Source organism: Roseovarius nubinhibens ISM, from assembly GCF_000152625.1.
Taxonomy (GTDB): domain Bacteria; phylum Pseudomonadota; class Alphaproteobacteria; order Rhodobacterales; family Rhodobacteraceae; genus Roseovarius; species Roseovarius nubinhibens.
The window spans coordinates 1,873,325-1,897,256 of the sequence record NZ_CH724156.1 but is presented as its reverse complement, the minus strand read 5'-3'; the positions used below and the strand labels follow the sequence as shown (position 1 = coordinate 1,897,256).

At 62.6% G+C, this 23,932-nt stretch carries 24 protein-coding genes; 11 read left to right on the top strand and 13 right to left on the bottom strand.

Going from position 1 to position 23,932, the window contains the following annotated elements:
* Positions 1–35 precede the first annotated feature (35 nt).
* The 5 genes from ISM_RS09160 to ISM_RS09140 all read right to left on the bottom strand — a co-directional run bounded on the left by ISM_RS09160 (position 36) and on the right by ISM_RS09140 (position 4,910).
* A complete protein-coding gene (locus ISM_RS09160; RefSeq protein WP_009813866.1) occupies positions 36–1,175 on the bottom strand; it encodes a porin in 1,140 nt (379 codons plus the stop codon).
* 297 nt (positions 1,176–1,472) lie between these two features.
* Positions 1,473–2,036, bottom strand: a complete 564-nt coding sequence (locus ISM_RS09155) for a hypothetical protein (RefSeq protein WP_156783358.1) — start codon at positions 2,034–2,036, stop codon at positions 1,473–1,475.
* Positions 2,033–3,172 (bottom strand): exo-alpha-sialidase, encoded by a 1,140-nt coding sequence (locus ISM_RS09150; RefSeq protein WP_009813864.1) that lies wholly within the window; start codon positions 3,170–3,172, stop codon positions 2,033–2,035. Before ISM_RS09150 ends, ISM_RS09155 begins: the two co-directional genes overlap by 4 nt.
* Positions 3,169–4,161, bottom strand: coding sequence for an NAD(P)H-quinone oxidoreductase (locus tag ISM_RS09145; RefSeq protein WP_009813863.1), 993 nt, complete (start codon positions 4,159–4,161; stop codon positions 3,169–3,171). Before ISM_RS09145 ends, ISM_RS09150 begins: the two co-directional genes overlap by 4 nt.
* Positions 4,162–4,226: 65 nt before the next feature.
* The gene (locus tag ISM_RS09140) at positions 4,227–4,910 is read right to left on the bottom strand and encodes a COQ9 family protein (protein WP_040618423.1); all 684 of its coding nucleotides are present in this window, start codon (positions 4,908–4,910) and stop codon (positions 4,227–4,229) included.
* Between the two features lie 258 nt (positions 4,911–5,168).
* Here ISM_RS09140 and rpsU point away from each other — a divergent pair, with 258 nt between their 5' ends.
* The 3 genes from rpsU (at position 5,169) to ISM_RS18265 (ending at position 7,617) form a co-directional block, all read left to right on the top strand.
* Positions 5,169–5,375 carry a 30S ribosomal protein S21 gene (gene rpsU / locus ISM_RS17970; RefSeq protein WP_005614280.1) on the top strand — a complete coding sequence of 69 codons (207 nt, stop codon included), beginning with the start codon at positions 5,169–5,171 and terminating at the stop codon, positions 5,373–5,375.
* Between the two features lie 210 nt (positions 5,376–5,585).
* Positions 5,586–6,506, top strand: a complete 921-nt coding sequence (locus ISM_RS09130) for a DMT family transporter (RefSeq protein ID WP_040617983.1) — start codon at positions 5,586–5,588, stop codon at positions 6,504–6,506.
* A gap of 340 nt (positions 6,507–6,846) precedes the next feature.
* Positions 6,847–7,617 (top strand): hypothetical protein, encoded by a 771-nt coding sequence (locus ISM_RS18265; RefSeq protein ID WP_217622870.1) that lies wholly within the window; start codon positions 6,847–6,849, stop codon positions 7,615–7,617.
* Between the two features lie 180 nt (positions 7,618–7,797).
* Here ISM_RS18265 and ISM_RS09125 read toward each other — a convergent pair whose 3' ends face one another.
* Positions 7,798–8,451: a peroxiredoxin gene (locus ISM_RS09125; RefSeq protein ID WP_009813859.1), complete on the bottom strand. Its 654-nt coding sequence runs from the start codon at positions 8,449–8,451 to the stop codon at positions 7,798–7,800.
* A gap of 165 nt (positions 8,452–8,616) precedes the next feature.
* On the opposite strand from ISM_RS09125, the gene ISM_RS09120 reads away from it, so the two are divergent.
* The 4 genes from ISM_RS09120 to ISM_RS09105 are packed head-to-tail and all read left to right on the top strand — an operon-like array spanning position 8,617 to position 12,848.
* Positions 8,617–10,059, top strand: a complete 1,443-nt coding sequence (locus ISM_RS09120) for an aldehyde dehydrogenase family protein (protein WP_009813858.1) — start codon at positions 8,617–8,619, stop codon at positions 10,057–10,059.
* Positions 10,060–10,065: 6 nt separating this feature from the next.
* Entirely contained in the window at positions 10,066–10,818 is a 753-nt protein-coding gene (locus ISM_RS09115; protein WP_009813857.1) for a glycosyltransferase family 25 protein, read from the top strand.
* On the top strand, positions 10,811–11,686 hold the full coding sequence (locus ISM_RS09110) for an alpha-1,2-fucosyltransferase (protein ID WP_009813856.1): 876 nt from the start codon (positions 10,811–10,813) through the stop codon (positions 11,684–11,686). Before ISM_RS09115 ends, ISM_RS09110 begins: the two co-directional genes overlap by 8 nt.
* A gap of 4 nt (positions 11,687–11,690) precedes the next feature.
* Positions 11,691–12,848: a phosphotransferase gene (locus tag ISM_RS09105; RefSeq protein WP_338053176.1), complete on the top strand. Its 1,158-nt coding sequence runs from the start codon at positions 11,691–11,693 to the stop codon at positions 12,846–12,848.
* Here ISM_RS09105 and ISM_RS09100 read toward each other — a convergent pair.
* Positions 12,845–13,501 carry an RluA family pseudouridine synthase gene (locus ISM_RS09100; protein WP_040618420.1) on the bottom strand — a complete coding sequence of 219 codons (657 nt, stop codon included), beginning with the start codon at positions 13,499–13,501 and terminating at the stop codon, positions 12,845–12,847. The two genes, ISM_RS09105 and ISM_RS09100, sit on opposite strands and share 4 nt — an antisense overlap.
* A gap of 128 nt (positions 13,502–13,629) precedes the next feature.
* Between ISM_RS09100 and ISM_RS09095 the strand changes: the two genes are divergently transcribed.
* Positions 13,630–13,983: a zinc ribbon domain-containing protein YjdM gene (locus ISM_RS09095; RefSeq protein WP_009813853.1), complete on the top strand. Its 354-nt coding sequence runs from the start codon at positions 13,630–13,632 to the stop codon at positions 13,981–13,983.
* Positions 13,984–14,091: 108 nt separating this feature from the next.
* On the opposite strand, the gene ISM_RS09090 is transcribed toward ISM_RS09095, so the two are convergent.
* From ISM_RS09090 to ISM_RS09075, 4 genes are all read right to left on the bottom strand, one after another.
* The gene (locus tag ISM_RS09090) at positions 14,092–16,539 is read right to left on the bottom strand and encodes a GcvT family protein (protein ID WP_009813852.1); all 2,448 of its coding nucleotides are present in this window, start codon (positions 16,537–16,539) and stop codon (positions 14,092–14,094) included.
* Between the two features lie 132 nt (positions 16,540–16,671).
* A complete protein-coding gene (locus ISM_RS09085; RefSeq protein WP_009813851.1) occupies positions 16,672–17,556 on the bottom strand; it encodes a DMT family transporter in 885 nt (294 codons plus the stop codon).
* A gap of 91 nt (positions 17,557–17,647) precedes the next feature.
* Positions 17,648–18,745, bottom strand: a complete 1,098-nt coding sequence (locus ISM_RS09080; RefSeq protein WP_009813850.1) for a DegT/DnrJ/EryC1/StrS family aminotransferase — start codon at positions 18,743–18,745, stop codon at positions 17,648–17,650.
* The gene (locus ISM_RS09075; protein WP_083780919.1) at positions 18,742–19,155 is read right to left on the bottom strand and encodes a sugar 3,4-ketoisomerase; all 414 of its coding nucleotides are present in this window, start codon (positions 19,153–19,155) and stop codon (positions 18,742–18,744) included. The genes ISM_RS09080 and ISM_RS09075 overlap by 4 nt, the downstream gene beginning before the upstream one ends.
* A 147-nt stretch (positions 19,156–19,302) precedes the next feature.
* On the opposite strand from ISM_RS09075, the gene ISM_RS09070 reads away from it, so the two are divergent.
* From ISM_RS09070 to ISM_RS09060, 3 genes are all read left to right on the top strand, one after another.
* Positions 19,303–19,983 carry an acetyltransferase gene (locus ISM_RS09070; protein ID WP_009813848.1) on the top strand — a complete coding sequence of 227 codons (681 nt, stop codon included), beginning with the start codon at positions 19,303–19,305 and terminating at the stop codon, positions 19,981–19,983.
* The gene (locus ISM_RS09065; protein WP_009813847.1) at positions 19,980–20,915 is read left to right on the top strand and encodes a hypothetical protein; all 936 of its coding nucleotides are present in this window, start codon (positions 19,980–19,982) and stop codon (positions 20,913–20,915) included. Before ISM_RS09070 ends, ISM_RS09065 begins: the two co-directional genes overlap by 4 nt.
* Before the next feature lie 62 nt (positions 20,916–20,977).
* On the top strand, positions 20,978–21,862 hold the full coding sequence (locus ISM_RS09060; RefSeq protein ID WP_009813846.1) for a GNAT family N-acetyltransferase: 885 nt from the start codon (positions 20,978–20,980) through the stop codon (positions 21,860–21,862).
* Positions 21,863–21,866: 4 nt separating this feature from the next.
* On the opposite strand, the gene ISM_RS09055 is transcribed toward ISM_RS09060, so the two are convergent.
* Both ISM_RS09055 and ISM_RS09050 read right to left on the bottom strand, forming a co-directional pair.
* Positions 21,867–22,601, bottom strand: a complete 735-nt coding sequence (locus tag ISM_RS09055) for a methyltransferase domain-containing protein (protein WP_040617980.1) — start codon at positions 22,599–22,601, stop codon at positions 21,867–21,869.
* Positions 22,602–22,628: 27 nt separating this feature from the next.
* Positions 22,629–23,882: a hypothetical protein gene (locus tag ISM_RS09050; RefSeq protein WP_009813844.1), complete on the bottom strand. Its 1,254-nt coding sequence runs from the start codon at positions 23,880–23,882 to the stop codon at positions 22,629–22,631.
* Positions 23,883–23,932 lie beyond the last annotated feature (50 nt).

Here is a 23,932-nt window from a genome sequence, read left to right as displayed (position 1 = left end):
CGCCCCCCTCGCCTATTAGCAAATCGAACCAGAGATTAGAAGCTCAGGTTGATCGCGGTGCCGATAACGGTACCTTTGAGATCGGTGCCTGCGGTGCCTTTGTCGTCAGCTTCCGCGTAGATGGCATAGATGTCCCAGTCAACGCCCGGGCCCATGTCGCGGCTCGCGCCGATTTTATAGGCCGTGTACTCTTCGTCTGCTGCGCCGGTACCGGTCATGTCGAACTCACCTTGGAAGGTGAGGGCTTCGAAGGCCCATGCGCCGGGGGCGTCATAGGTACCACCGAAGCTCCAGCCGGACTGGTCGCCAGCCGCGCCCGAAGCCGCGTTGTCGTTTTCAGCATAGTGTGCGCCAACGGTGAAGTCACCGAAGCCCACTTGTGCGCCGATACCCCAAGTTTCGGGATCGTAGCCAGCAGGAGCAATTGCTTCAGCCGAACCGTAGCGAGCGGCCAGCGAGACGCTGGTCGTGCCGAAGGTCTGGCTGTAGTTCACGCCGATGTCGAAGATGTCTTCGAGCGTGGCCGAACCAACAACGCTGTTGTTGTGCGAACCGACAGCGTTGCCGCCGTTGTTGCGGGCATACGAGATACCAACGGTCAGGCCGTTGAAATCGGGGGTGTAGTAGCTGATACGGTCAACGTCGTTGTTGCCGCCAACTTCGGTCCAAGCCGAGATACCAGCCTGACGGAAGTTCCAGGGCAGAACGTTCGACAGCGGAATGAAGGCCGAGATCGAGGGCGAGTTGATCGCCATCGAAGTCACGGAAGGCGCGCCAACCATGGACTTGTAACCAGCCGAGTTTTCCGAACCGATTTCGATGCGGCCCAGGGTATCACCCGAGATGATCATGTAGGTTTCGTCGATGTAGCTGTTGGTACCGGAAGTACCTGCAGCGTTAACCGAGGTGCTTTGGTTTTCAGCTTCGAGCTGAACGTTGATACCAAAGGTCAGGCCGTTGTCGAGCGTCACCGAGGGGGTGAAGAAGATTTCGGAGTTGCTGTGGAAGCCAACGCCGTCATAGTCGATGCCAGCTGCGGCGGTGCCGGAAACGTCAGCGAATGCGACGTGCTGGTTCATGTAACCGCCCCAGTCCAGGTTCCACTCTTGAGCGGATGCCGGAGCTGCGACGAGACCGAGTGCGATGGCACTGGTGCTAAGCAGATGCTTTTTCAAAGGGTGTCCCTCCTCATAATAGCAGGAATGTGTTCAAGTTCCACCGACTCTGGAAGGAACCGGCTTGGGGGATTGATTGCTTGATTTGCCCATTCAGGTCAACGAAGCCCCGCCCGTTTGATTGCCAATGCCCTGCGTTGTGACGTTTTGATCACAGACTATCCATCCGGGCACTGTTTTTGGCGGGTTTCCGCTAGAGTTCGCCCGTGGCTTTCGCGCCGTTCGTCGCCGGATTAAGGCGAAAATAAGGCGCAATCGCTTGGGTTTGGGAATCGGCGGGGGCCGATTCCCCTTGCCTCACCAGAGCCGCCCAAGCAGCGTGAAAAGAGCCGCCGGCACCACCAGAACATGCAGGATATGGTCGAACCAATTGCTGCTTCCGGCGCGCAGAACCCACTGCGCCTGGGCGGCCACGGCGAGCAACGCGAGGAATGGGTTGGTCATGGCCAGCGCATAGAGGCAGAGCCCCAAGACCATGAGGGCGACAGGCACCGGATGATAGCCGAGCCGGTAGGGCTCGGCCCGCCACACCCCCATCGAGGCCGCCAGAAAGACCGGATAGAGCAGCACCAGCGCCGCCAGCTCCCAAGCCTGCCACTGGCCGAGCCAGGGCGCGAGATCGGGACAGACGGCCAGCGCCATATGCCGCAAGGCCAAAAGCGGCAGCACCACGCCGATGGGCTCGAGCACCGCCATCGCGCCACTGATGGCAATGTTGCGCCGCAGCCCGAGGGTCAGGCCAAAGCCGAGGATCAGCCCCGCAATCGCCGCCTGGTCCGGCCGCGCCACGAGGGCAAAGCCGCAAAACAGCACCCAGCCCAGCAGCACGCCCATATAAAGAGTAGACAAACGATCCGTCATGGCGCGCCCTCTTTCTTGCCCGCCCCGGCCTCGATCCAGTCGCGGCCCATGACCTGCACGCAGATCCCCGCCTTGGTCCCGTGCGAATAGCAAAGCGCAATCTCGCCCTCGGCGAGCAGGCGCAGCATCGGATAGCGCAGCCCGCCGCTCTTGCCCTCAAACCGCCTGCATCTTTGCCAAGTTCTGCCCTCATCGGCGCTGATCGACAGGCAGAGATCGGCGGGCGCGTCGGGATCGTCATTGCCGGCCATCAGGATACGCCCATCGCCCAAGGGCAGCGCCGCCACCGGCGCGCTCGGGTTGGCGATCACGGTGGTCTCGACCGGGCTCCAGCTCTGGCCGCCATCTTCGGTCTCACAGCGCAGAAGGCAGCCGCGTTTGACATCAAAGTCGCGCAGAAAGGCCACCGCCCGCCGTCCATCGAGCGGCACGATCATCGGCTGAATGGGGTTGAGCCCGGCGCCATCCATCCGCCGCGTGTCGGCCACCCGGCCATCCGGATGAAACCGGACCAAGAGCCCATGCATCTGGCCCATCTCGAAATAAGCGGGGAGCGCGTGACTGCCATCGGCATAGGCCAGCATCGGCGATTTCACCAAGGCCGAGCGGTTGAGCATCGGCGACAGGCTGAGCTTTTCGGCGCTGAGCGGCCCGCCCGGCCCCGGGATCACCCGCGCCACCGAGGCCGCCGCCCAGCCGCCCACCGACACCACCGTCGAAAAGACCGCACCGCGCCGCGCCTCGTCCTCGATCGTATTGCCAAGCGTCACGACAAGCTGCCGGGGCCGCATCGCCCGGCCCAGGGCCTGACGCCCGACGCGCTGCTCTGCGGCGCTCGCCTGCCAGCCCTGCGGCCCCTTGGCAAAGCTCACCTCATAAATGTCCACATCGGCCTGCGCCTCGGCGGAACCTTCGAACCAGAGCACCGAAAACCCGTCCGGACGGCACAGGATCGACGGCGAATGCGCCTGCCCCAAATGGCTGTGATAGGTCAAAAGCGTTTCGCACTGGGCGGGCCCCGCCGGAACGGGCGGCGGCGGCGCAAAGACCCAGCCGAGCCGTGGCGCCCGGCGCAGCGCCAGCGCCGAGAGGCCAAGGCTGACGCCCGCCAGCCCCAGAATGGCCGCCGTGATCACGCCTCGGGCCCGACCTTGAGGACGATCTTGCCGATATGGTCGCCCGCCTCCATATGCGCATGCGCCTGCGACGCCTCCCCCAGCGGATAGTCCGAATCCATCACCGGCGCGATCCGCCCGGCGGCCAAGAGCGGCCAAACCTCACGGCGCAGCGCCTCGGCAATCCGCGCCTTGGCGAGATCGCTCTGCGGACGCAGGGTGCTGCCCGTGATGGTCAGCCGCCGCATCATCACCTGGGCAAAGTTCAGCTCGACCTTCGGCCCCTTGAGAAAGGCAATCTGCACAAGCCGCCCCTCATCGGCGAGCGCGCGCACATTGCGCGGCAGGTAATCGCCGCCCACCATATCGAGGATGAGGTTCGCCCCGCCCTCGGCGCGCAGGATCTCCGAGAAATCCTCGTCGCGGTAATTGATCACCCGATCCGCACCGAGATCGCGGCAGGCGGCGCATTTCGCCTCTGATCCGGCGGTGGCAAAGACCCGCGCGCCAAAGGCCTTGGCGAGCTGAATGGCCGTGGTGCCGATCCCGGACGAGCCGCCATGAACCAAAAACCGCTCGCCCGCCTGCAGGCCGCCGCGCATGAAGACATTGGACCATACGGTAAAGAATGTTTCCGGCAGGCAGGCCGCCTCGCGCAGCCCCATGCCTTCGGGCACCGGCAGGCAATGGGCCGCAGGCGTCGTCACGTATTCGGCATAGCCACCGCCGGGCAGAAGCGCGCAGACCTGATCGCCCAGCGCCCAGTCGCCAACCCCTTCGCCCAGCGCCACGATCTCGCCCGAAGCCTCGAGCCCCGGCAGATCGCTGGCCGAGGGCGGCGGCGCATAGAGCCCCGCCCGCTGCAAGGCATCCGGCCGGTTGACCCCGGCCCAGGCGACGCGGATCACCACCTCGCCCGGCCCCGCCTCGGGCATCGGCCGCTGGGTGATCTGCAACACCTCCGGCCCGCCCGGCTGGGTGATCTCAACCGCTGTCATTGCCTTGTCCATCTGCGCTCTGCCTTCCGTCTTATCAGGTGTTTCTGGAGGTCCCCGCGATGCGTCTCGCCCGCGGCCTAATGCCCTTTCCAGCGCCCCGGCATGCCGGTGCGTGGCGTGATCTCGGGCGCGCGCACCCGGTCGAGCAGCTTGAGCGGCCCGGCCATCAGCCCGGACAAGAGCGCATTGTCACGCAGCCCCGCCTTGAGCTTTTCGAACCGCATCACATCCTCGATCCGCCGGTCGAGAAAGGCGCGGGTGTCAGCATGATCCGCACTGTGATCGCCGAGCCAATAGAGCACTGTGCTGCTATAGACCCCCGACAGCGTCGCGCGTTTCGTGTACCAGTTCACATCGCGCGAGCTGTCGCCAAGCGTGGTCCAGATGCGATCCGCCGTGCCCCAGATGAGCGCCGCGCCCTCGGCCGCGTGATGCGGCAGCGCGAAAAGCGTCATCCCCCGGCGCACCAGCTCGGGATCGTCTACCGCCTCGAGCCGCGCCATCACCGCCGCCGCGATTCGGTCGCGAAACCGCATCTCGTCCAGATCCATCGCGTCGAGCGCCGCGACCATCGCCGCATCGCCCGCCTCATGATAGGCCACGGCCAGATCGATGGCACCGCGCGGACAGGCGGCGCGGGCCAGCTCGGGCGCGATCTCCGCCTCCTGCACCGCCGCCGCAAAGGCCTCTGGGCCCCAGCCATCAAAGGCCACATGCGGCTTGATCGCCGCCAAAAGCCGTGATTTCACATCTTGCGCCATCGCATCCTCCAACGCGCCGACCCTAGCGTGCAGCCCGGCCCGAGAAAACCCGTATTCCCACCGCGCCTCGGCAGGCCTAAGCTCTGACAAAACCCGCAAGCGACAGATCGGCAAACCTGTCTCTAAACTTGTCCGAAAGCCGCCGCGTTCAACCTGTGCGCCCGCCGCCAACAGGCTGGACAAGAACGATTCGCCTTGTTATACGGCTGTTTCCTGCAATCTCTTGCAACTCAAACTTAGAAAGGTGGTGAAAACCACATGCAGGTTAGTGTTCGTGACAACAATGTCGATCAGGCGCTCCGTGCCCTGAAAAAGAAGCTGCAGCGCGAAGGTGTGTTTCGGGAAATGAAGCTCAAGCAACATTTCGAGAAACCCTCTGAGAAAAAAGCGCGCGAGAAAGCTGAAGCGATCCGCCGTGCCCGGAAACTGGCGCGTAAGAAAGCCCAGCGCGAAGGTCTTCTCTAAGACCGGCTTCGAACACGTTTTTCGAAGAAACGACCCCCGCGGCCCGGCCTCGGGGGTTTGTTTTTGCCCGCTCCTTTCCTGCGCCGCATTCCTCACGCTGACAGGTTTGGTCAGCTGTCCGGCCCCGCGGGCGCTGAAACGCGGAAAATCTCTGGGCAGGATCGCCGCCCCGGCCTAGTCTCGCAGCATATCCCTGTGCCGAGTGATCCCATGCCCCCTGCCGCCCCCCTCTCTCCTGCTGCCCCTGCTGATGACCGGATCGGCCTCGCCGTGGCGGTGATCCTTGGCACGGTTCTGGCGCTGTCGCTGGGCGATGCGTTGGTCAAGGCGCTGGCGGGCGGCTTTGCGCTGGGCCAGATTTTCCTTCTGCGTTCCCTGCTCGCCCTGCCGCTTCTGCTGTGGCTGATGCGGGCGCGCCGGGTGCCGCTCTGGCCTGTCGCCCTGGGCTGGGTGGCGCTGCGCTCTGCCCTCTTGGTGAGCATGTGGATCGCCTATTACCTGGCGCTGCCGCATCTCGATCTGTCGGTGGCGGCGGCGGCCTATTACACGCTGCCGCTCTTCATCACGCTGTTTTCCGGGCTGCTGCCCGGCGGCCGCGTCGCGCCGCTCGGCTGGTTCGCGGTCGCTCTGGGCTTTGCCGGGGTTCTCTTGATCCTGCGCCCCGGCCCCGAGGCGTTCAATCTCTGGGCGCTCGCGCCGCTCTGCGCCGCGATGCTCTATGCCGCGGCGATGCTGCTCACCCGCGCCCGCTGCCGGGCCGAGCCGCCCCTGACCCTCGCGCTCTGGCTCAACCTCGGCTTTATCCTCGCCGGCATCACGATCAGCGCGGCCTCTCTGGCGCTGCCCGGCCAGGGCGGATTTCTCTTCGCCCCCTGGGCCGCGCTCGACGGCCCCGCCTGGGCCGCGCTCGCGCTCATGGCCGTGGCGCTGGTGATCGGCGGCGTCGGTGCCGCCTTTGCCTATCAAAACGCACCCCCCGCCCTCATCGGCGCCTTCGACTTCGCCTATGTGGGCTTCGCGCTGCTCTGGGGGCTCCTGCTCTTTGCCGAAGCCCCCGATGCCATCGCCCTCTCAGGCATCGCCCTCATCGTGCTGTCGGGGCTGCTGTCCCTCCGCGCAGGACGCCCGTAGGGTTTCTCAAGGTATAGCTTCCGCCAAACCGACGTAGACCGTTAGCAGATATGGTGCAGACCAAGGCGCGCGGACGACGTGGGAATGGTCGCTTTGGGGCCAAACCTCTCGATTGCTTCGGATAGGAGAATTATGCAGGAAGATCCGTAATCATGCCGCTAGATGAACTAGCGATCATAGTCAGCTTTAGTTATTGGGTTGTGCGCCAACCTTGCTGCAATGGGAGACAATTTTTTTGACTTTTAATAGATATGTTCCGCTGCGATCAAGAAGTATCGCCATCAGTGAGTTCAATGACCGACAGACTGAGATAAACGAGCATTATTGGTCGTTCGTCGTAATGACAGAAAATGCTCGTTACCTCGCTAGGCAGGAGAAAGAATCAAATGCCGAGATTTCGACAGAAACCATTTTCCAAGCCAGTGGGCCGGACATTTCACGGGTTCCGAAAACAGTTGGCGAGTGGTTGACGGCAAACGAAGCTCTTGGAAACTGGCTTCGCCTCTCGGCCCTTGCCTCGGCAGTAACCTTTCACGAAGCGTACATGAGTAGGATTTGTCGAAGCGCGTTGATGTCGGATCCTCTTTGCCGGTTCGGGGCGACCGGTGCACTTGATGGCACTTCGCTGCTGAAACGCGGTGTAGAGATCGACTACGAAGCCGATCAGAAATTGCTCACTCGAGATACTTGGAGCAAGAGAGAAGCCAACTTTAGGCGACTTTTTAGCGCTACAGACACCTCCAAAATGTTTCCAGTCTCAAAGCTTGAAAAGATGAGGGAACTTCGAAATCAATTCGCCCACGGGTTCGGCCGGTCACTTGATGTACCTGAACCTTCGAATTTGCAGCATCGTGCTTCCGGAAAGATTTCTCACTCCAAACTTCTGGATTATTTGGGTGTACTTTCGGTTTCCGCGAGCGCCATAGATCGCCACCTAATGCCCAATTTTATAGGGTCATTCGAGATACTTCATATGTTTCACTGCTGGAAGGCCACCAATGCGTCGAATCATTCTGCTCGGGAATTCAAAAAATATCTCATTGCGAATGGATTTCCGGAGGCGAATGTTCCCTACTGTGAAGAATTGATCGCTTACTACGATAATGCCTGACCTGCTAAACACATGTCGGTAATACGCAGAAGGTGCAGCTTGCAAAGTGACACCGAAGCCCCCCACAGCCCCCCTCTAAACCACCAGCGCCCCCGCAGATATCTGCGAGGGCGCTTGCGTTTTATTCTCTGTCAGCGCCGCCCCTCAGACGGCGCGGTGCGGAACATCTGGCCTTCAGGCTCAGCCCGGCATCTTGGTCTTGCGCAGATAGGGCAGCACGGCGTCGAACGCGCCGAACTTGGCCTTGGCATCCGCATCGCTGACCGACGGCGGGATGATCACATCTTCGCCCATGGTCCAGTCCGCCGGTGTCGCCACGCCCTTGCCCGTCGAGGTCTGCAGCGCGTCGAGCGCCCGCACGATCTCGCCAAAGTTGCGGCCCACGGTCATCGGATAGGTCATCATCAGCTTGACCTGTTTGTCCGGCCCGATGATGAAGACGCTGCGCACGGTGGCGCTGTCGGCGGGCGTGCGGCCATCGGGCAGATAGGCCTCGGCGGGCAGCATGTCGAAGGCTTTCGACACTTCGAGACCGTCATCGGCGATGATCGGGAACCCGGCCGCCGCGCCAGAGACTTTCTCGATATCGCCCTTCCATTTCTTGTGGTCCTCAACGCCATCGACGCTCACGCCGATGACCTTGGTGCCGCGCTTCTCCCACTCATCCGCGAGCCGGGCGACCGCGCCGAACTCGGTGGTGCAGACGGGGGTAAAATCCTTGGGGTGCGAAAACAGGATGGCCCAGCTGTCGCCGACCCAATCATGCAGATCAAAGCTGCCCTGGTCGGTGGTGACGTTCAGGTTGGGAATTTCATCGTTGATGCGAAGTGCCATGAATACTCTCCTTCGTTTGAAGATCGTGCAAGCCTTACGCCTCTAGATAGGTGAGGGCCACCCCGTTTGCACCCCCCAAGGGCGCTTGCAGCCCCGCGCCAGCGGTGACAAGGTGACGCGAATCCAGCGGGCCGGGCCCGCGTCTGACAGATGAGGAGCGAAGGCATGATCGAGAAGAAAGAATTCTATATCAACGGGGCCTGGACGGCACCGGCAGCAGCCCGCGATCATGAGGTGATCAACCCCTCCAACGAAGAGCCCTGCGCGGTGATCTCGCTCGGCGATCAGGCCGACACCGACGCCGCCGTGGCGGCGGCCAAACGCGCCTTTCCGGCCTGGGCCAGCACCCCGGTCGAAGACCGCATCGCCAAGGTCGAGAAACTGCGCGACATCTACAAGCGGCGCGGCGAGGAAATGGCCCAGGCGATCAGCCTCGAGATGGGCGCCCCCATCGACATGGCCAGCACCCAGCAGGTCGGCGCCGGCAGCTGGCACATGGATGCGCTGATCAAGGCGGGCCGCGAGTTTCACTGGGTCGCGCCGCTCGGCGATCACGCCCCCAACGACCGTATCGTGCATGAACCGATCGGCGTCGCGGCGATGATCACGCCCTGGAACTGGCCGATGAACCAGATCTCGCTCAAGGTCGCCGCCGGTCTCATCGCGGGCTGCACCATGGTGCTCAAACCCTCCGAGGAATCGCCGCTCTCGGCCATGCTCTTTGCCGAAATGGTGGATGAGGCGGGCATTCCCGCCGGTGTCTTCAACCTGGTCAACGGCGATGGCGCGGGCGTCGGCAGCCAGCTCACCGCCCATCCGGATGTGGATATGGTGAGCTTCACCGGCTCGTCGCGCGCCGGCAAGCTGATCTCGAAATCCGCCGCCGACACGCTCAAACGCGTGAGCCTCGAGCTCGGCGGCAAGGGTGCCAACCTGATCTTTGCCGATGCCGATGACAAGGCCGTCAAACGCGGCGTGCTGCATTGCATGAACAACACCGGCCAATCCTGCAACGCGCCGACCCGGATGATGGTCGAACGTTCGATCTATGATAAGGCCGTCGAGACCGCCGCCGAAGTGGCCCAATCGGTCACCGTGGCCGCCGCTGATCAATCCGGCAACCATATGGGCCCGGTGGTCAACAAGACCCAGTTCGACAAGATCCAGGACCTGATCCAGACCGGCATCGACGAAGGCGCGCGGCTCGTGGCGGGCGGCACTGGCCGTCCCGAAGGGCTCAACCGTGGCTTCTTCATCAAGCCCACGGTCTTTGCCGATGTCACCCCGGACATGACCATCGCGCGCGAGGAAATCTTTGGCCCGGTGCTGTCGATCATGGCGTTCGACAACGAGGAGCAGGCGCTCGAGATGGCCAATGACACGGTCTATGGCCTGACCAACTACGTCCAGACGCAAGATCCCGCGCGGCTCAAACGGGCGGCGCTGGCGCTGCGCTCGGGCATGGTCGAGATGAACGGCAAGGGCCGTGGCCTCGGCTCGCCCTTCGGCGGCATGAAACAGTCGGGCAACGGGCGCGAAGGCGGCAAATGGGGGCTCGAGGATTTCCTCGAGGTCAAGGCGGTTTCGGGCTGGCCCGACGAGGCCTGATCCCCGGTGACCGGCCACGCCTTCATCCTGCATCTCACCCGCGCCTCGGCGCGGCGTGAGAACGCCCACCGCCTCCGCGACAGCTGCGGCCTGCCGGCCGAGATCTGGCCGGCGGTGGATGGGGCCGCGATGGATGACCGAGAATTGAGGGCCCGCGTCGACGCGGGCCTTTTCGCCCCGCGCTACCCGTTCCCGCTGCGCATGGGCGAGATCGGCTGCTTTCTGTCGCACCGGCAGATTTGGGCCGAGATCCTGCGCCGCGATCTCGATCACGCGCTGATCCTCGAGGATGACGCCGGGCTCGACCCCGAACACTTCGCCCAGGCGCTGACGCTTGGCCGCGATCACCTCGACCGTTTCGGCTATATCCAGTTTCAGACCCGCCCGGCCCGGGGCCCGGCCCGGCTCATCGCGACCCAGGGCGCGTGCCAGCTTCTGCTGCCGCAAATGGCCGGCCTGCGCACCACGGCCCAGCTCGTCACCCGCGCCAGCGCCGAGCAGCTGCTCGCCGCCTCCGACCGCTTTGACCGCCCCGTCGATACCTTTGTCCAGAGCCATTGGCAGACCGGGCTGCGCCCGGCGATGATTCTGCCCTCGGGCATTTCCGAGATCGCCGATCAGCTCGAAGGCTCGACCATCCAGAGCGCCCGCAAACCCGTCCTTGAAAAGCTGCGCCGCGAATGGCTGCGGGGGCGCTACCGCCGCGCCGTGCGCCACGCCTCGGCCAGCTCTGCCGCCCCGGATGCTTCGCATGACTGACACACCGCCCCCCTCGCAGGTGATCACCTCCCGGCTCTTCGGCGGCGCGGGCAATCAGCTCTTTCAATATGCCGCAGGCCGGGCGCTCGCCGACCGGCTCGGCTGCGACCTGATGATCGACGCGCGCTATGTGGCCGGAAGCCGCGACCGGGGCGATTGTTTCACCCATTTCGCCAAGGCCCGGCTGCGCCGCGACGTGGCCCTGCCGCCGGCGAAATCCGACGGGCCCCTGCGCTATGCGCTCTGGCGCAAATTTGGCCGCAGCCCGCGCTTTCACCGCGAACGCGGGCTCGGGGTCGACCCGGAATTCTTCAACCTGCCGCGCGGCACCTATCTGCATGGCTATTGGCAGTCCGAACAGTATTTCGGCCCCGACACCGACGCCCTGCGCCGCGATCTGACACTGACGACAGCGCTCGACGCGCCCAATGCCGCCATGGCGGCGCAGATCGACGCCGCCCCCTGCCCGGTCTCCTTCCATGTCCGGCGCGGCGATTATATAGCGGCGGGCGCCTATGCCGCCTGCACCCCCGATTACTACCGCGCCGCCGCCGATCACCTCGCCACCACGCTCGGCAAGCCGCTCACCTGTTTCATCTTTTCCAATGATCCGGCCTGGGCGCGCGACAATCTCGATCTCGGTCAGGATCAGGTCATCGTCGATCTCAATGACGAGGCCACCGGCCATTTCGACATGGCGCTGATGGCGCGCTGCGCCCATCACGTCATCGCCAATTCGACCTTCTCCTGGTGGGGGGCCTGGCTCAACCCCGACCCCGACAAACTGGTGGTCGCGCCGCGCAACTGGTTCGCCACCCAGGCGCTGCACAATCCCGACCTGATCCCCGAACAGTGGCACAGGCTCTGAGCTCCTGGCCTCTTTCTGGGTCCAAATACCCAAATCCCCCCGAGGCCCCAAGCGATGCCGCCCGCCACGGCACATCTTCCCCAGCCCCCGCTTTGCGGCTAAGAGACGGGCCATGACCCGGATCACCCCCGACATGGCGCAGGCGCCCTTCCTGCCCGACACCGTGCACAAGCGCGACATCTTTTCCGAAACCATCTCGGGCGAGCTCGAGGGCGTGCCCGATTTCCCGGTGGTGCTGCGCAAGCTCGACGGGGTGCCGGCCTATGCCCGCCCCATCGCCTGGGCGCTCGCGCGCAAGGAAATCCGCGCGCTCAAGGCGGTGCAGGGGATCGAAGGCTGCCCGATGCTGGTGCGCGCCGACCGCACCGGGCTCTTGCGCAGCTGGACACGCGGCACGCCGCTGCAACTGGCCAAGCCCGCCGATGCCGCCTGGTATCGCGACGCCAAACGGCTCCTGCGCGAGATGCGCCGCGCCGGTGTCACCCATAATGACATCGCCAAGCCGCAGAACTGGCTGCGCACCCCCGAGGGCCGCGCCGCCGTCATCGATTTTCAGCTCGCCTCGGTGCATCGCCGCCGCGGCCAGCTCTTCCGCGTCATGGCCCGCGAGGACCTGCGCCACCTGTTGAAACAGAAACGCGCCTATGCGCCCGATCTGCTGACCCCTTCGGAACACCGGATGCTGGCGCAAAAGGCGCTGCCCGCGCGGATCTGGATGGCCACCGGCAAGCGGGCCTATAATTTCATCACGCGGCGGCTGATGAACTGGTCCGATGGCGAAGGCACCGAAGACCGGATCGAGCGCGACGGCCCCACGCTGCGCCGCGCCCTTCTGGCCCATGACCAGATCCGCGATCTGGCGCTCGCCACCTATGCGCTGCCGGCCCATGGTGTCGGGCTCTATGCGTTCGTGGAAACCGATCTCGATGCCACAGCCCTCGCCGCCCTGACGCCCGAGCCGCGCCCCGAGCTGATCCAGCCCGTCGCCGCCCTACCCCGCCATGCCGATGGCAGCCCGCGGATGGATGCGCTGTCGCTGATCGCCGCCAACCGGCTCGATGAGCTGGCCGAGCTGACCGCCGCCGATCCCGCCCTGGCCGAGACCATCGCGCCCATCGTCGCCCAGCGGCTCAACCTCACCGACCGGGTGCTGCGCCGCTAGAACGGCGCCTTGGCGCGGAACTGCATGCCCTGCCCGCCATCGGGATGCCGGATGCGCAATTCCTCCGAATGCAGCATGAGCCGCGGATGCTCTGCCGCCGCCCCCGTGGCATAGAGAGGATCGCCAAGGATCACATGCCCCAACGCCAGCATATGCACCCGAAGCTGATGCGACCGCCCGGTCTTGGGCGACAGCCGCACCCGGCTCTCGCCATCCCGCGCCTTGAGCACCCGGTATTCAGTGAGCGCCGCCCGCCCCGTCTCGTGGCAGACCTTCTGCAGCGGCCGGTTCGGCCAATCCACGATAAGCGGCAGATCGACCACCCCGGTCTTGGGCTCGAGATGGCCCTCGACCCGCGCCACATAGGTCTTTTTCGGGATGCGCTTCTCGAATTGCTTCGACATATGCCGCTGGGCATGGGGCGTCAGCGCAAAGACCATGACCCCGGACGTATCCCGGTCGAGCCGATGCACCAAGAGCGCGGTGGGATAGGCCGCCTCGATCCGCGCCAAGAGGCAATCGGCCAGATGCTCGCCCTTGCCCGGCACCGACAAGAGGCCCGAGGGCTTGTTCACCACCAGCATCTCGTGATCCTCATGGATCACCTCGAGCGGGTCTTGCGGGGGATCATATGCATCGAAAGTCTGGACCATGGCCCGCGCCATACAGGATTGCCCGCCGCGATGCCAGATGGATGGGGCCGCCCCACCGCTCACCGGCCGCTCACCCACCGCTCCCCCGCCCCTAGCCAGCCGCTACCACGCCCGCTATAGGCTTGGGCATGAGCGACACCTTGCCCCCCTGCCCCGAATGCGCCTCGGCCTATAGCTATCAGATGGATGCGCTGCTGATCTGTCCCGAATGCGGTCATGAATGGCCCGCCGAGACCCCCGGCACTGCCCCTGAGGACGTGGGCGGCATCATCCGCGACAGCGTCGGCAATGCGCTCGCCGATGGCGACACGGTCACCGTGATCAAGGATCTCAAGCTCAAGGGAAGCTCCTCGGTGATCAAGGTCGGCACCAAGGTGCGCGGCATCCGGCTCGTCCCCGGCGATCATGACATCGACTGCAAGATCCCCGGCGTCGGCCAGATCGGGCTCAAGTCGCAATTCGTCAAGAAAACCGCCGACTGACGCACGGCCCGACCCGCGCCAAGTTGATCCAACGCCACAAGTTGCTCCAACGCCAAAGGCCGCCCCGATCCGGGACGGCCTTCGCGCACGTTCCAACCTGTCAGAGCCTCACGCCTTGGCGCGTTCGCCTTTTGGGTCATACATCGGCTTGAGCGAGGCTTCGGCGCGCACCCGCGTCCCCGCCACGTCGATCTCATAGGTCGAGGCGAGCACATCCGCCGCGCTCTCGCCCTTGCACGGCACATAGCCCAGGCCCATCGCGCCGCCCAGCGCATGGCCATAGCTGCCCGAGCTGAGATAGCCCACGATCTCGCCATCGCGGATCACCGGCTCGTTGTGATAGAGCAGCGGCTCGGGATCGGTGAGCTTGAACTGCACCATCCGCGCGGCGAGCCCCTCGTCCTTCTTGCGCAGCACCGCGTCACGGCCGATGAACTCGGGCTTGGCGGTCTTCACCGCAAAGCCAAGCCCCGCCTCGAGCACATGATCCTCGGCCGTGATGTCATGGCCAAAGTGGCGAAAGCCCTTCTCGATGCGGCAGCTGTCCATCATATGCATCCCGCAGAGCTTGAGCCCATGCGCCTGCCCCGCCTCATAGAGCGTCTCAAAGGCATGGCCCGCCATATCGGCGCTGACATAGATTTCCCAGCCAAGCTCGCCGACATAGGTCACCCGATGCACCCGGGCGAGACCCATGCCAAGCTCGATCTCCTGCGCCGTGCCGAACGGGTTCACCTCGTTGGAGAAATCATTGGGACTCACCGCCTGCAGCACGTCGCGCGCCTTGGGGCCCATCACGGCCAGCACGCCTTCGCCCGGGGTCACATCGGTGATCACCACGTTGAAATTGCCCTTGTGGCGTTCCATCCAGGTCTGATCCGCCAGACGGGTCGCCGCCGGGGTCACCACGAGATAGGCGGTTTCGCTCATCCGGGTCACGGTGACATCGGCCTCGATGCCGCCACGCGAGTTGAGGAACTGGGTATAGACGATCTTGCCCACCGGCACCGAATAATCGCCGCCGCCGACATAGTTGAGGAAGGCTTCGGCATCCGGCCCCTCGACGCGGATCTTGCCAAAGCTCGACATGTCATACATGCCGACGCCCTCGCGGATCGCCATATGTTCGGCGCGGGCATTCTCGAACCAGTTCTGGCGCTTCCAGCTATACTGATATTCGCGCTCCTGGCCCTCATTGGCGAACCAGTTGGCCCGTTCCCAGCCGGCAATCTCGCCCATCACCGCGCCCTTTTCGAGAAGGTGGTGATGGAAGGGCGTGCGGCGGATGCCCCGCGCCGTGCGCTTTTGCAGATAGGGGAAGTGATCGGCATAGAGCAGGCCGAGCGTTTCCTTGGACCGCTCAAAGAGGTAATGCTTGTTGCCCTGGAAGGGCTGCATCCGGCTGATGTCCACATCGCCAAGATCAAAGGGCTTCTCGCCGCTGTCCATCCATTGCGACAGCGCATGACCCGCACCGCCCGCCGACTGGATCCCGATCGAGTTGAACCCGGCCGCGACCCAGACGTTGTCCATCTCGGGCGCGAGGCCGAGGTGATAGGCGTCATCGGGGGTAAAGCTCTCGGGCCCGTTAAAGAAGGTGTGAATCCCCGCCTCGGCCAGAAGCGGCATCCGGTTGCAGGCGGCCTCAAGGATCGGCTCGAAATGGTCGAAATCCTCGGGCAGCTGGTCGAATTCGAAGTTCTCGGGGATGCCGTTCATGCCCCAGGGCTTCGAATGCGGCTCGAACGCGCCGAGCAGGATCTTGCCCGCGTCTTCCTTGTAATAGGCGCATTCATCCGGCACCCGCAGCACCGGCATCTGGCTCAGCCCGCTGATGCCTTCGGTGACGATGTAGAAATGCTCGCAGGCATGCAGCGGCACGTTGACGCCCGCCATCCGGCCCACCTCATGCCCCCACATCCCGGCACAGTTGACGATCATGTCACAGGCGATATGGCCCTGCTCGCTGCCATCATCGGCGGCCCAGTCGACACCGGTGACGCGGCGGTCCTTGCGCTTGATCCCGGTGACCTTGATCCGCTCCTTGACCAGCGCGCCGTTCTGCCGCGCGCCCTTGGCCAGCGCCAGCGCGATATTGGCCGGATCGGCCTGCCCGTCGGTCGGCAGCCAGACGCCGCCGGTGACGCCATCGAGGTTGATATGCTCGTATTTCTCTTTGACTTCCTTGGGGCTCAGCTCTTCGACCGGCACGCCAAAGGCCCGCGCCATCGCCGCCTGACGATAGAGCTCTTCGAGACGCTCATTGGTCAGCGCCGCCGACACCGACCCGCCCTGACGCAGCCCGGTGGCCACGCCGGTTTCGGCCTCGAGGCCTTTGTAGAGCTCGGCGGAATAGCGGGCGAGCTTGGTCATGTTCTGGCTGGCGCGCAGCTGGCCGATCAGGCCCGCGGCATGCCATGTGGTGCCCGAGGTGAGCTGCTTGCGCTCCAAGAGCACCACATCTTTCCAGCCGAGCTTGGCCAGGTGATAGGCCACGGAACAGCCGACGACACCGCCGCCAATGATGACAACTCGCGCTTGGGTCGGAAGGGACATTTGCATCTCCTGCAACAGAAATCCGGGGGGCGGGCCTGACGCCCGTTCCCGATCACTCTGCCACGGTTCTCGCCCCGCAATCCGCATGCAATCGACAGCTAAGCCGCGAAAATCAGCAGCCCGCCCCGGCGCTCAGCCCCGTTTGCCGCTGCGCGACAGGATGAAGAGACCCGATCCGACGATCACCGCACAGCCCAAGATCATCGCCCCGTCGAGCTGCTCGCCAAAGACCAGCACCCCCAGCGCCACGCCAAAGAGAAGCCGCGTATAGCGAAAGGGCGTCACCGCCGACACATCGCCCGTCCGCATCGCCCGCATCAAGGCGCCATAGGCGAAAACCCCGACGCCCACCGCCGCCGCCATCGCCGCCAGCGCACCGGGGGCCCAGGCAAACGCCCGCCCCTCCCAGAGGCCAAACACCGCCCCCGCCAGCGCCACGATGGCAAAGCCGTAAACCCCAAGCACCGGCGTCGAGAGCGACAGAGGCGCCACCCGGCTCGCCAGATCGCGCCCGGCAAAGCCCAGCATGCCCGCCACCGCCAACAGCGACAAGAGGCTGAAACTCCCCGGCAAGGGCCGCAGCACGATGAGCACCCCCACCATGCCGATCCCGATCGCGAGCCACCGCCGCCAGCCAACCTTTTCGCCCAGAAAAAGCGCCGCCGCCCCGACCACCACGATGGGCGTCGCCTGCAAGATCGCGGTGGTGGCCGACAGCGTGGTGAGCGCGAGCGCCAACGTATAGAACAGCCGCCCGGCAAATTCGAACACCGCCCGCAGCCGCATCACCGGCCCCACAGCCTCGCGCGTCAACACAAGCGCCCCGGTGAGCCGCGCCCAGAGCGCAAAGACCACGACACCGCCGAGGCCAAAGAGGATCATCACCTGCCCCACCGGCATGCTCTGCGCCGCCGCCTTGAGAAAGGTATCCTCGACCGCAAACCCGGCCATCGCCGTGACCATCCACGCCGCCCCGACCCGATTGTCGCGCGGCCCGTCCCGCTCTGCTGCTGCCATGCTCCCGGCCCCCCTCACGCGTGGCGACCTTGACGGGTTCCCCCGGCAAAAGGCAAGCCGCGGATTGTGCCCCACACAAACGGTCAGCCAATCAAATCTCGGTGAGGACAGCCTCGATCACCTGCTCACTCTGCTCTAGGCTCAGATGCGGCCCAATGGGCAGGCTTAGAATATTTCGCGCTAGCTGCTCAGCGATCAGAAAATCTCCCTCAGCATACCCAAGGTCACGATAAGCCCCCTGCATATGCGGTGGGGTCGGGTAGTGCACCAGCGTCTGCACGCCCCGATCGGCCAGCTTTGCCGCCAGCGCATCCCTCTCAGGGTGGCGGATCACAAAAAGATGCCAAACCGGGTCAGCCTCTGCTGGCACTTTCGGCAAGCCAAGCCCTGTGTTCTCGAAAGCGGCGAGATATCGTTGCGCGATCTCACAGCGCCGCGCATTCCATTCGTCGAGCCGATCCAGTTTGACGGACAAGAACGCAGCCTGCACCGGATCAAGTCGACTGTTCCGCCCACGAATTTCGTGACTATAGCGCTTGGACGAGCCGTAATTGCGCAGCAGACGTAGCCGTTCGGCCACATCCGCATTCGACGTGGTAACCGCGCCGCCATCGCCGAGAGCGCCGAGGTTTTTGCCAGGGTAAAAGCTCCAGCAAACAGCGTCGGAATGGCCTCCGATCCGCTGCCCCTGCCACTTCGCCCCATGGGCCTGCGCCCCATCTTCGATGAGGTAAATTCCCGCGTCCTTTGCCGCGACGGCGAGTGACGTGACATCGGCGGGACAGCCATACAGATGGACCGCAATAACGGCCTTCACCCCCTCAAGAGGTGCGGACCGAACGGCTGCCGCATCGATGTTATGGGTCTCCGGATTTGGCTCGACAGGCACCGGGATCGCCCCGCATTGGCTAACCGCGAGCCATGTGGCGATATAGGTGTTGGACGGCACCAGAACTTTGTCGCCCGACCCTATTCCCAGCGCAAGCAAGGCTAGCTCGAGCGCATCAAGCCCGTTCGCCACTCCAATGGCATGATCTGCCTCGCAATAACGCGCAAAGGCCGCCTCGAAATCATCAACCTCCGGACCTAGAATATACCAGCCAGAGCGCAATGCCTTAAGCATTGCGGGCTCGGCTCTCTCTGCCAACTCGTCATAAGCTGCCTTGAGATCCAAAAAGGGAACGGTCATCGCAGTTGCGCCGCCTCCTTCAGGAACTGGTCGTGATCGCGGATGTAATCCATCTCGTCATAGCGCTCGGATGCCAGCACAAGGCACACCGCCCCAGATGAAAAATTGTCGAGATAACGCCACATCATCGGGCAGATATAAATGCCGAAATAGGATCGGTTGAGATGAAAGCGCTGCTCTTTGACCCCGTCTGAGAGAACAAGATCAAAGCTACCGGACATGGCAATCATGAATTGATGCAGATTCCGATGGGCATGTGCCCCCCGATCTGAGCCCCCGGGCACATCGTAAAGATAATAAACCCGCTTGATGTCAAACGGGATGTGAGCGTCGCCCTCGAGAAAGGTTAGGTTACCCCGGCTGTCCTGGATCTTAGGCAGGTCAATTTTGCGGCAATGTTCCAAGGCCAAAGCCGATCTCCTTATGTAGGGCCACTTACGCTATACGCGAAAAACGAACGCTTCACTTCGTTCAGCCGCGGCCTGTTCAGAATTGCCTTGGCCTCTAGCATATTGTAGGTGGCTATCAAAGCCATCGCACGACAAAGAGGATGAAGCATGAGCAATGCAGGCAAGGTCTTGATCATTGGCGCTGGCGAATTCGCAGACATAGCCTACGAATATTTCTCGCACGATTCAGAGTATGATGTGGTAGGCTTTGCTGTCGAGGCCGAGTTTCTCGATGTCTCTGAAAAGTTTGGCCTGCCCGTCATCGCACTAGAAGACGCCCCTGCGCGGTTCGATCCGGCCACTGTCTCGGCCCATGTGGCCATTACCTCGACAAAGCTAAACCAAGTTCGCGAGCGGCTGGTTGGTGTCGCGCGAGAAATGGGCTACCGTCTCGCCAATTATGTGAGTTCCAAAGCGTTTGTCTGGCGCACCGCAAGCCTCGGCGAGAATGTGTTCATCTTTGAACATAACGTGGTGCAGCACGGGGTAACAATTGGCGATGGCGTTGTTCTCTGGAGCGGAAATCATATAGGCCACCAAAGCCATATTGAAGAGTTCTGCTTTCTGTCATCGCATGTGGTGGTCTCTGGATACTGCCGCATCGGACGACGCAGTTTTATCGGTGTGAACACCTGCCTCGCCGATCATGTGGAGATTGGCAGCGATAGCTTCGTGGCAATCGGTAGCGCCGTCAATAAGAGCTTTCCAGAGGCGGGTCTGTTGCTCACTGGCCACTTCGCCGAGGCTTCCCGAGTCTCCTCCTATCGGTATTGCAAGGTCAAACCATGACCTCCAAGGCTTGGCGCAAACTCGGTCGCATCTTTTGCCCGTCCGGTGAATTGGACTGGGCACAGCATAGCTTCATGACACCGGTGCCCCTTCAAGTGAACGCAGACACCATCCGCATCTACGGCGGGATGCGCGACAGAAAGGGCATCAGCCGCATCGGCTGGATCGAAGTCGACCGCGCCCGCCCCACCGTCCTGCGCGACGTTGGAAGCATGCCGGTCATCGCGCTCGGAGACCCGGGCATGTTTGACGATAACGGCATGATCCTTGGCGATTTGTTGCGCCTCGAGGATGGCCGGATCAGGATGTATTATGTCGGATTCCAACTGGTCCAGCAGGTCAAGTTTCTGGCCTTCACCGGCCTCGCCGAAAGCACTGATGGTGGGCTCAGTTTTCAAAGGCTTCAAAAGCACCCAATTCTTGATCGCGCCGAACAAGCCCCGTTCATAAATGCCCTTCATAGCATTCTGCCTGTCGAAGGCGGGTATCGAGCTTGGATCTCATGCGGTCAGCGCTGGCAGGACATCGGCGGTCGGGTGTTCCCACAGTACAATTGCTGGACAGTTACCAGTCCAGATGGAATTCATTTTGATATGGAAACCGCAACGCCCACGCTTGATGTTACCGGAGATGAATATCGGATTGGCCGGCCCCGCGCCAATCGTACGACCGACGGCTACGAAATGCGCGTCACCTCAGACACGCTCGCCAAGCAATATGCCACCTTCCTCGCCAAGTCTTCCGATGGCGTGAATTGGACGCGCACCACAGTAGAGGAACTGCCGCGCGGTGAAGCCGGCGACTGGGATGATGAAATGACCTGCTACCCTGCTCGGATAGACACCGATCAAGGCGAAAGCTATCTGTTTTTTAATGGCAATAACATGGGTGAAACCGGCGTCGGCGTAGCCGTTCTTGACGGTGCGCCGTGATAGAATCCCCCATTGAAATGACGCGATACACGTCTTGCCAAGCGGCCGAGTGGGACAAATTCGTGCGCCAGTCCAAGAACGGCACCTTTCTCTTTTCACGCGATTTCATGGACTACCATGCCGACCGGTTCGAGGATCACTCGCTGATCCTGCGCCGCGACGGGACCATTGTCGCCCTCCTGCCCGCCAACCAACGCGAGACCGGCCTCCAATCCCATGGTGGGCTCACCTACGGCGGCTTTGTCACAGGCGCAAAGATGTCCGCCGCGCTGATGCTTGACCTTTTCTCAACCACGCGCGGCTATATGGCTAAAAATGGCCTAACCGAGCTACGCTACAAACCAGTTCCGCATATCTATCACGCCCAACCCGCAGAAGAAGATCTCTACGCCCTCTTTCGCGAAAACGCCCTGCTGGACCGATGCGACATTTCTGCGACGATCAACATCCAGGACCGTTTGCCATTCAGCGGCGGCCGCAAGGACGGGTTGCGCAAGGCACGCCGCGAAGGCCTGGAGATCAGCGAAAGCACTGACTGGCCCGCTTATTGGCGCTTGTTAAGCGAGGTGCTCGCTGCCCGCCACGAGGCCCAGCCGACACATAGCCTTGCAGAGATCGAACATCTGGCCGCGCGCTTTCCCGAGCACATCCGACTTTTTGGCTCCCACCGCGACGGCCAGATGTTGGCGGGGGTGGTGACATTCGATTGTGGCCCAACGATCCACGCACAATATATCGCCTCCTCCCCCGACGGGCAGCGGGTCGGCGGCGTTGATGCCATCATCCATCACCTGCTCGAAGTGGTCTTTCCTGATCGCAAGTGGTTCGACTTCGGCATCTCGACCACAGAAGGGGGTCGCGTCCTCAACGAAGGGTTAATGCGCCAGAAGGAAATGTTCGGGGCCCGTGCCACCGTCTACCAACACTTCCTCCTGAGCAGCACCTAACCCTCTAGCGAAGCCGCGCCTCGACATAGATTTCGCTTGCGATCTCCGGCATTTCCTCACCCAGTCGGAATAACCCATCCATCACCTCACGACCCAGCATTTCTGGCAGAGGCTCCATCTGCTTGTGGGTAAAGGGCTTCACGAGGATACCACCTTGCTTGAAAATGGTCAGGCCATGCCCCTCCATTTGGTCGGTCAGGTCTTCGAGGTCATAGACCCTTGGTTGCTGCAAGCTCTTGTTCCGAGCGCTTATCGACTTGAGATCCAGAATAAGCCCCATTGATCGAGCGAGCAGCCGATGCATAGATCGCGCATTCGGCACGTTGACGTGCAACACCGTATTCCGCCCCATCCGTTCGCGCACCGAGGACAAGAGGCGATCCGCATCCGGCACCTCATGGAGAAGCCCCGAGCACAGGATGAAATCGGGGTCGGTTGGCATCTCGTCTACGACATCCTCGAAAAAGCCTTGGACCACATTGAAGTTTGGCAACTCATTGCGGCGTGCAATGTCAGAAAACTCTTGCGAAGGCTCGACGACAGTCCAGCTCTCCCAACTGCCACCTTGCGCCGCATAGGCGGCGGCCTGCATCTCCGATCCGCAGCCGACTTCGACGATCACCTTCGGCGCATACTCCGCCAATCGGTTCAGAACCAGTTGCCGCCGATAGCGCACCATTTCCCCTTCAAAGCCAAAATCCTGAAGGTATTCTTGTGTATAAGATTCAATATTTTTCATTACCCCAACCAATTGACACACACACGTTTAAAGACTGGATGTTTCTGAGAGTTGTTTGATTATTCGCTTTCGATCTTTTCCAAAGAGCCGACGCAGATGACGCTTCAGCCGTTTCAACAGTACATTGTTTGGCGCATTCGCATAGGAAATTACCCCTTCGGTGGCCTGAGGCTCTGCCAAAGCTCTTTGAAAGAAAGGAAACTGCTCGGCGCGTACACTCTGGGCAAATTCGTCTTGGACCCTTCCGGTGCCGCTTTCCAACAAATCACGGATGATGCGCACATGTGTCGCGGCAAACGAGCAATTCGCACCAAGCGTAGGCAGCATAGTTGCCAAAGCATCCCCTACAGCGAGACAGTTTCGCGGCGCCCGCCCCTCTTCAAAAACAGCCGCATTCCATCGGTTGCGCGGGTTGATGTAAATACGCGTTGGCCCCAAGGCGCTCGCGGCACCGACCCAGCGGCCAAGCAACGGGCTTTGCCGACAAAAGGCGATGAACGCTTCCTGATCTCGCAAGCTCTGAATCAGATCTTTTCGCTGCGATGACACCGCAAGCGAGATCGAAAACCACCCGTCCAGACCGGGGTAAAGCATCGCCTTCACCGCTCCGAAATCTTGCGGACAATCGATCAACGGATCAGGCAGCCCTGCACTGTCACAATCCTTGCGATCGAGGCGAAAGAACTGCGTCACATAGGTGAGCTGCCCCGGCTGATCGATGACCGTTTCGGCCTCAGCGCTCAACTTGGCCATGATCGGTGACCGCGCGCCCATCGCATCGATCACCAACGTGTTCGGTGCGACTTGAAGTTGAGTACCCGACCGCAGCTCCAGTGCGACGATTGCATCATTCTCCACGATGGCATCGACAACTTGGTCACGGACATGATCCGCCGTCACATGTCGCAGGAACAGCTCATGAATGGCTTTGTCAAACTGCCAGCGCGTGGCAAATAAGCGTCTCGCCGCCGCAGGGGCGTCTGCTGACAGTCGCTGCGAGCCAGGCCTAAATCGCAGGCCCAGCTCAGCAAGTTCTCCTACCAGCGACGGGTTGATGCGCTGCAATTCTTGTTCGAGACGCGGCAGAAAGATATGGCTATGAGCGCGCTGACCACTGAGTTTCTCGGGGCCCGTCTCGATCTCCCAAAGATCATCCGCGCAGAGAATGGCACCTACCGGACGCAGCGACGACAACGCAAGTGCGGTCAGGCGCGCAGAATACCCGCCCCCGAGAATGACCAAATCGGCAATTGGCTCCTCATATCCCCGCCGCGTCTTCATGTGCTCCCTACGTCGCCTCGACTTTCCTTTGACTCTCCCCAGACGGTCGA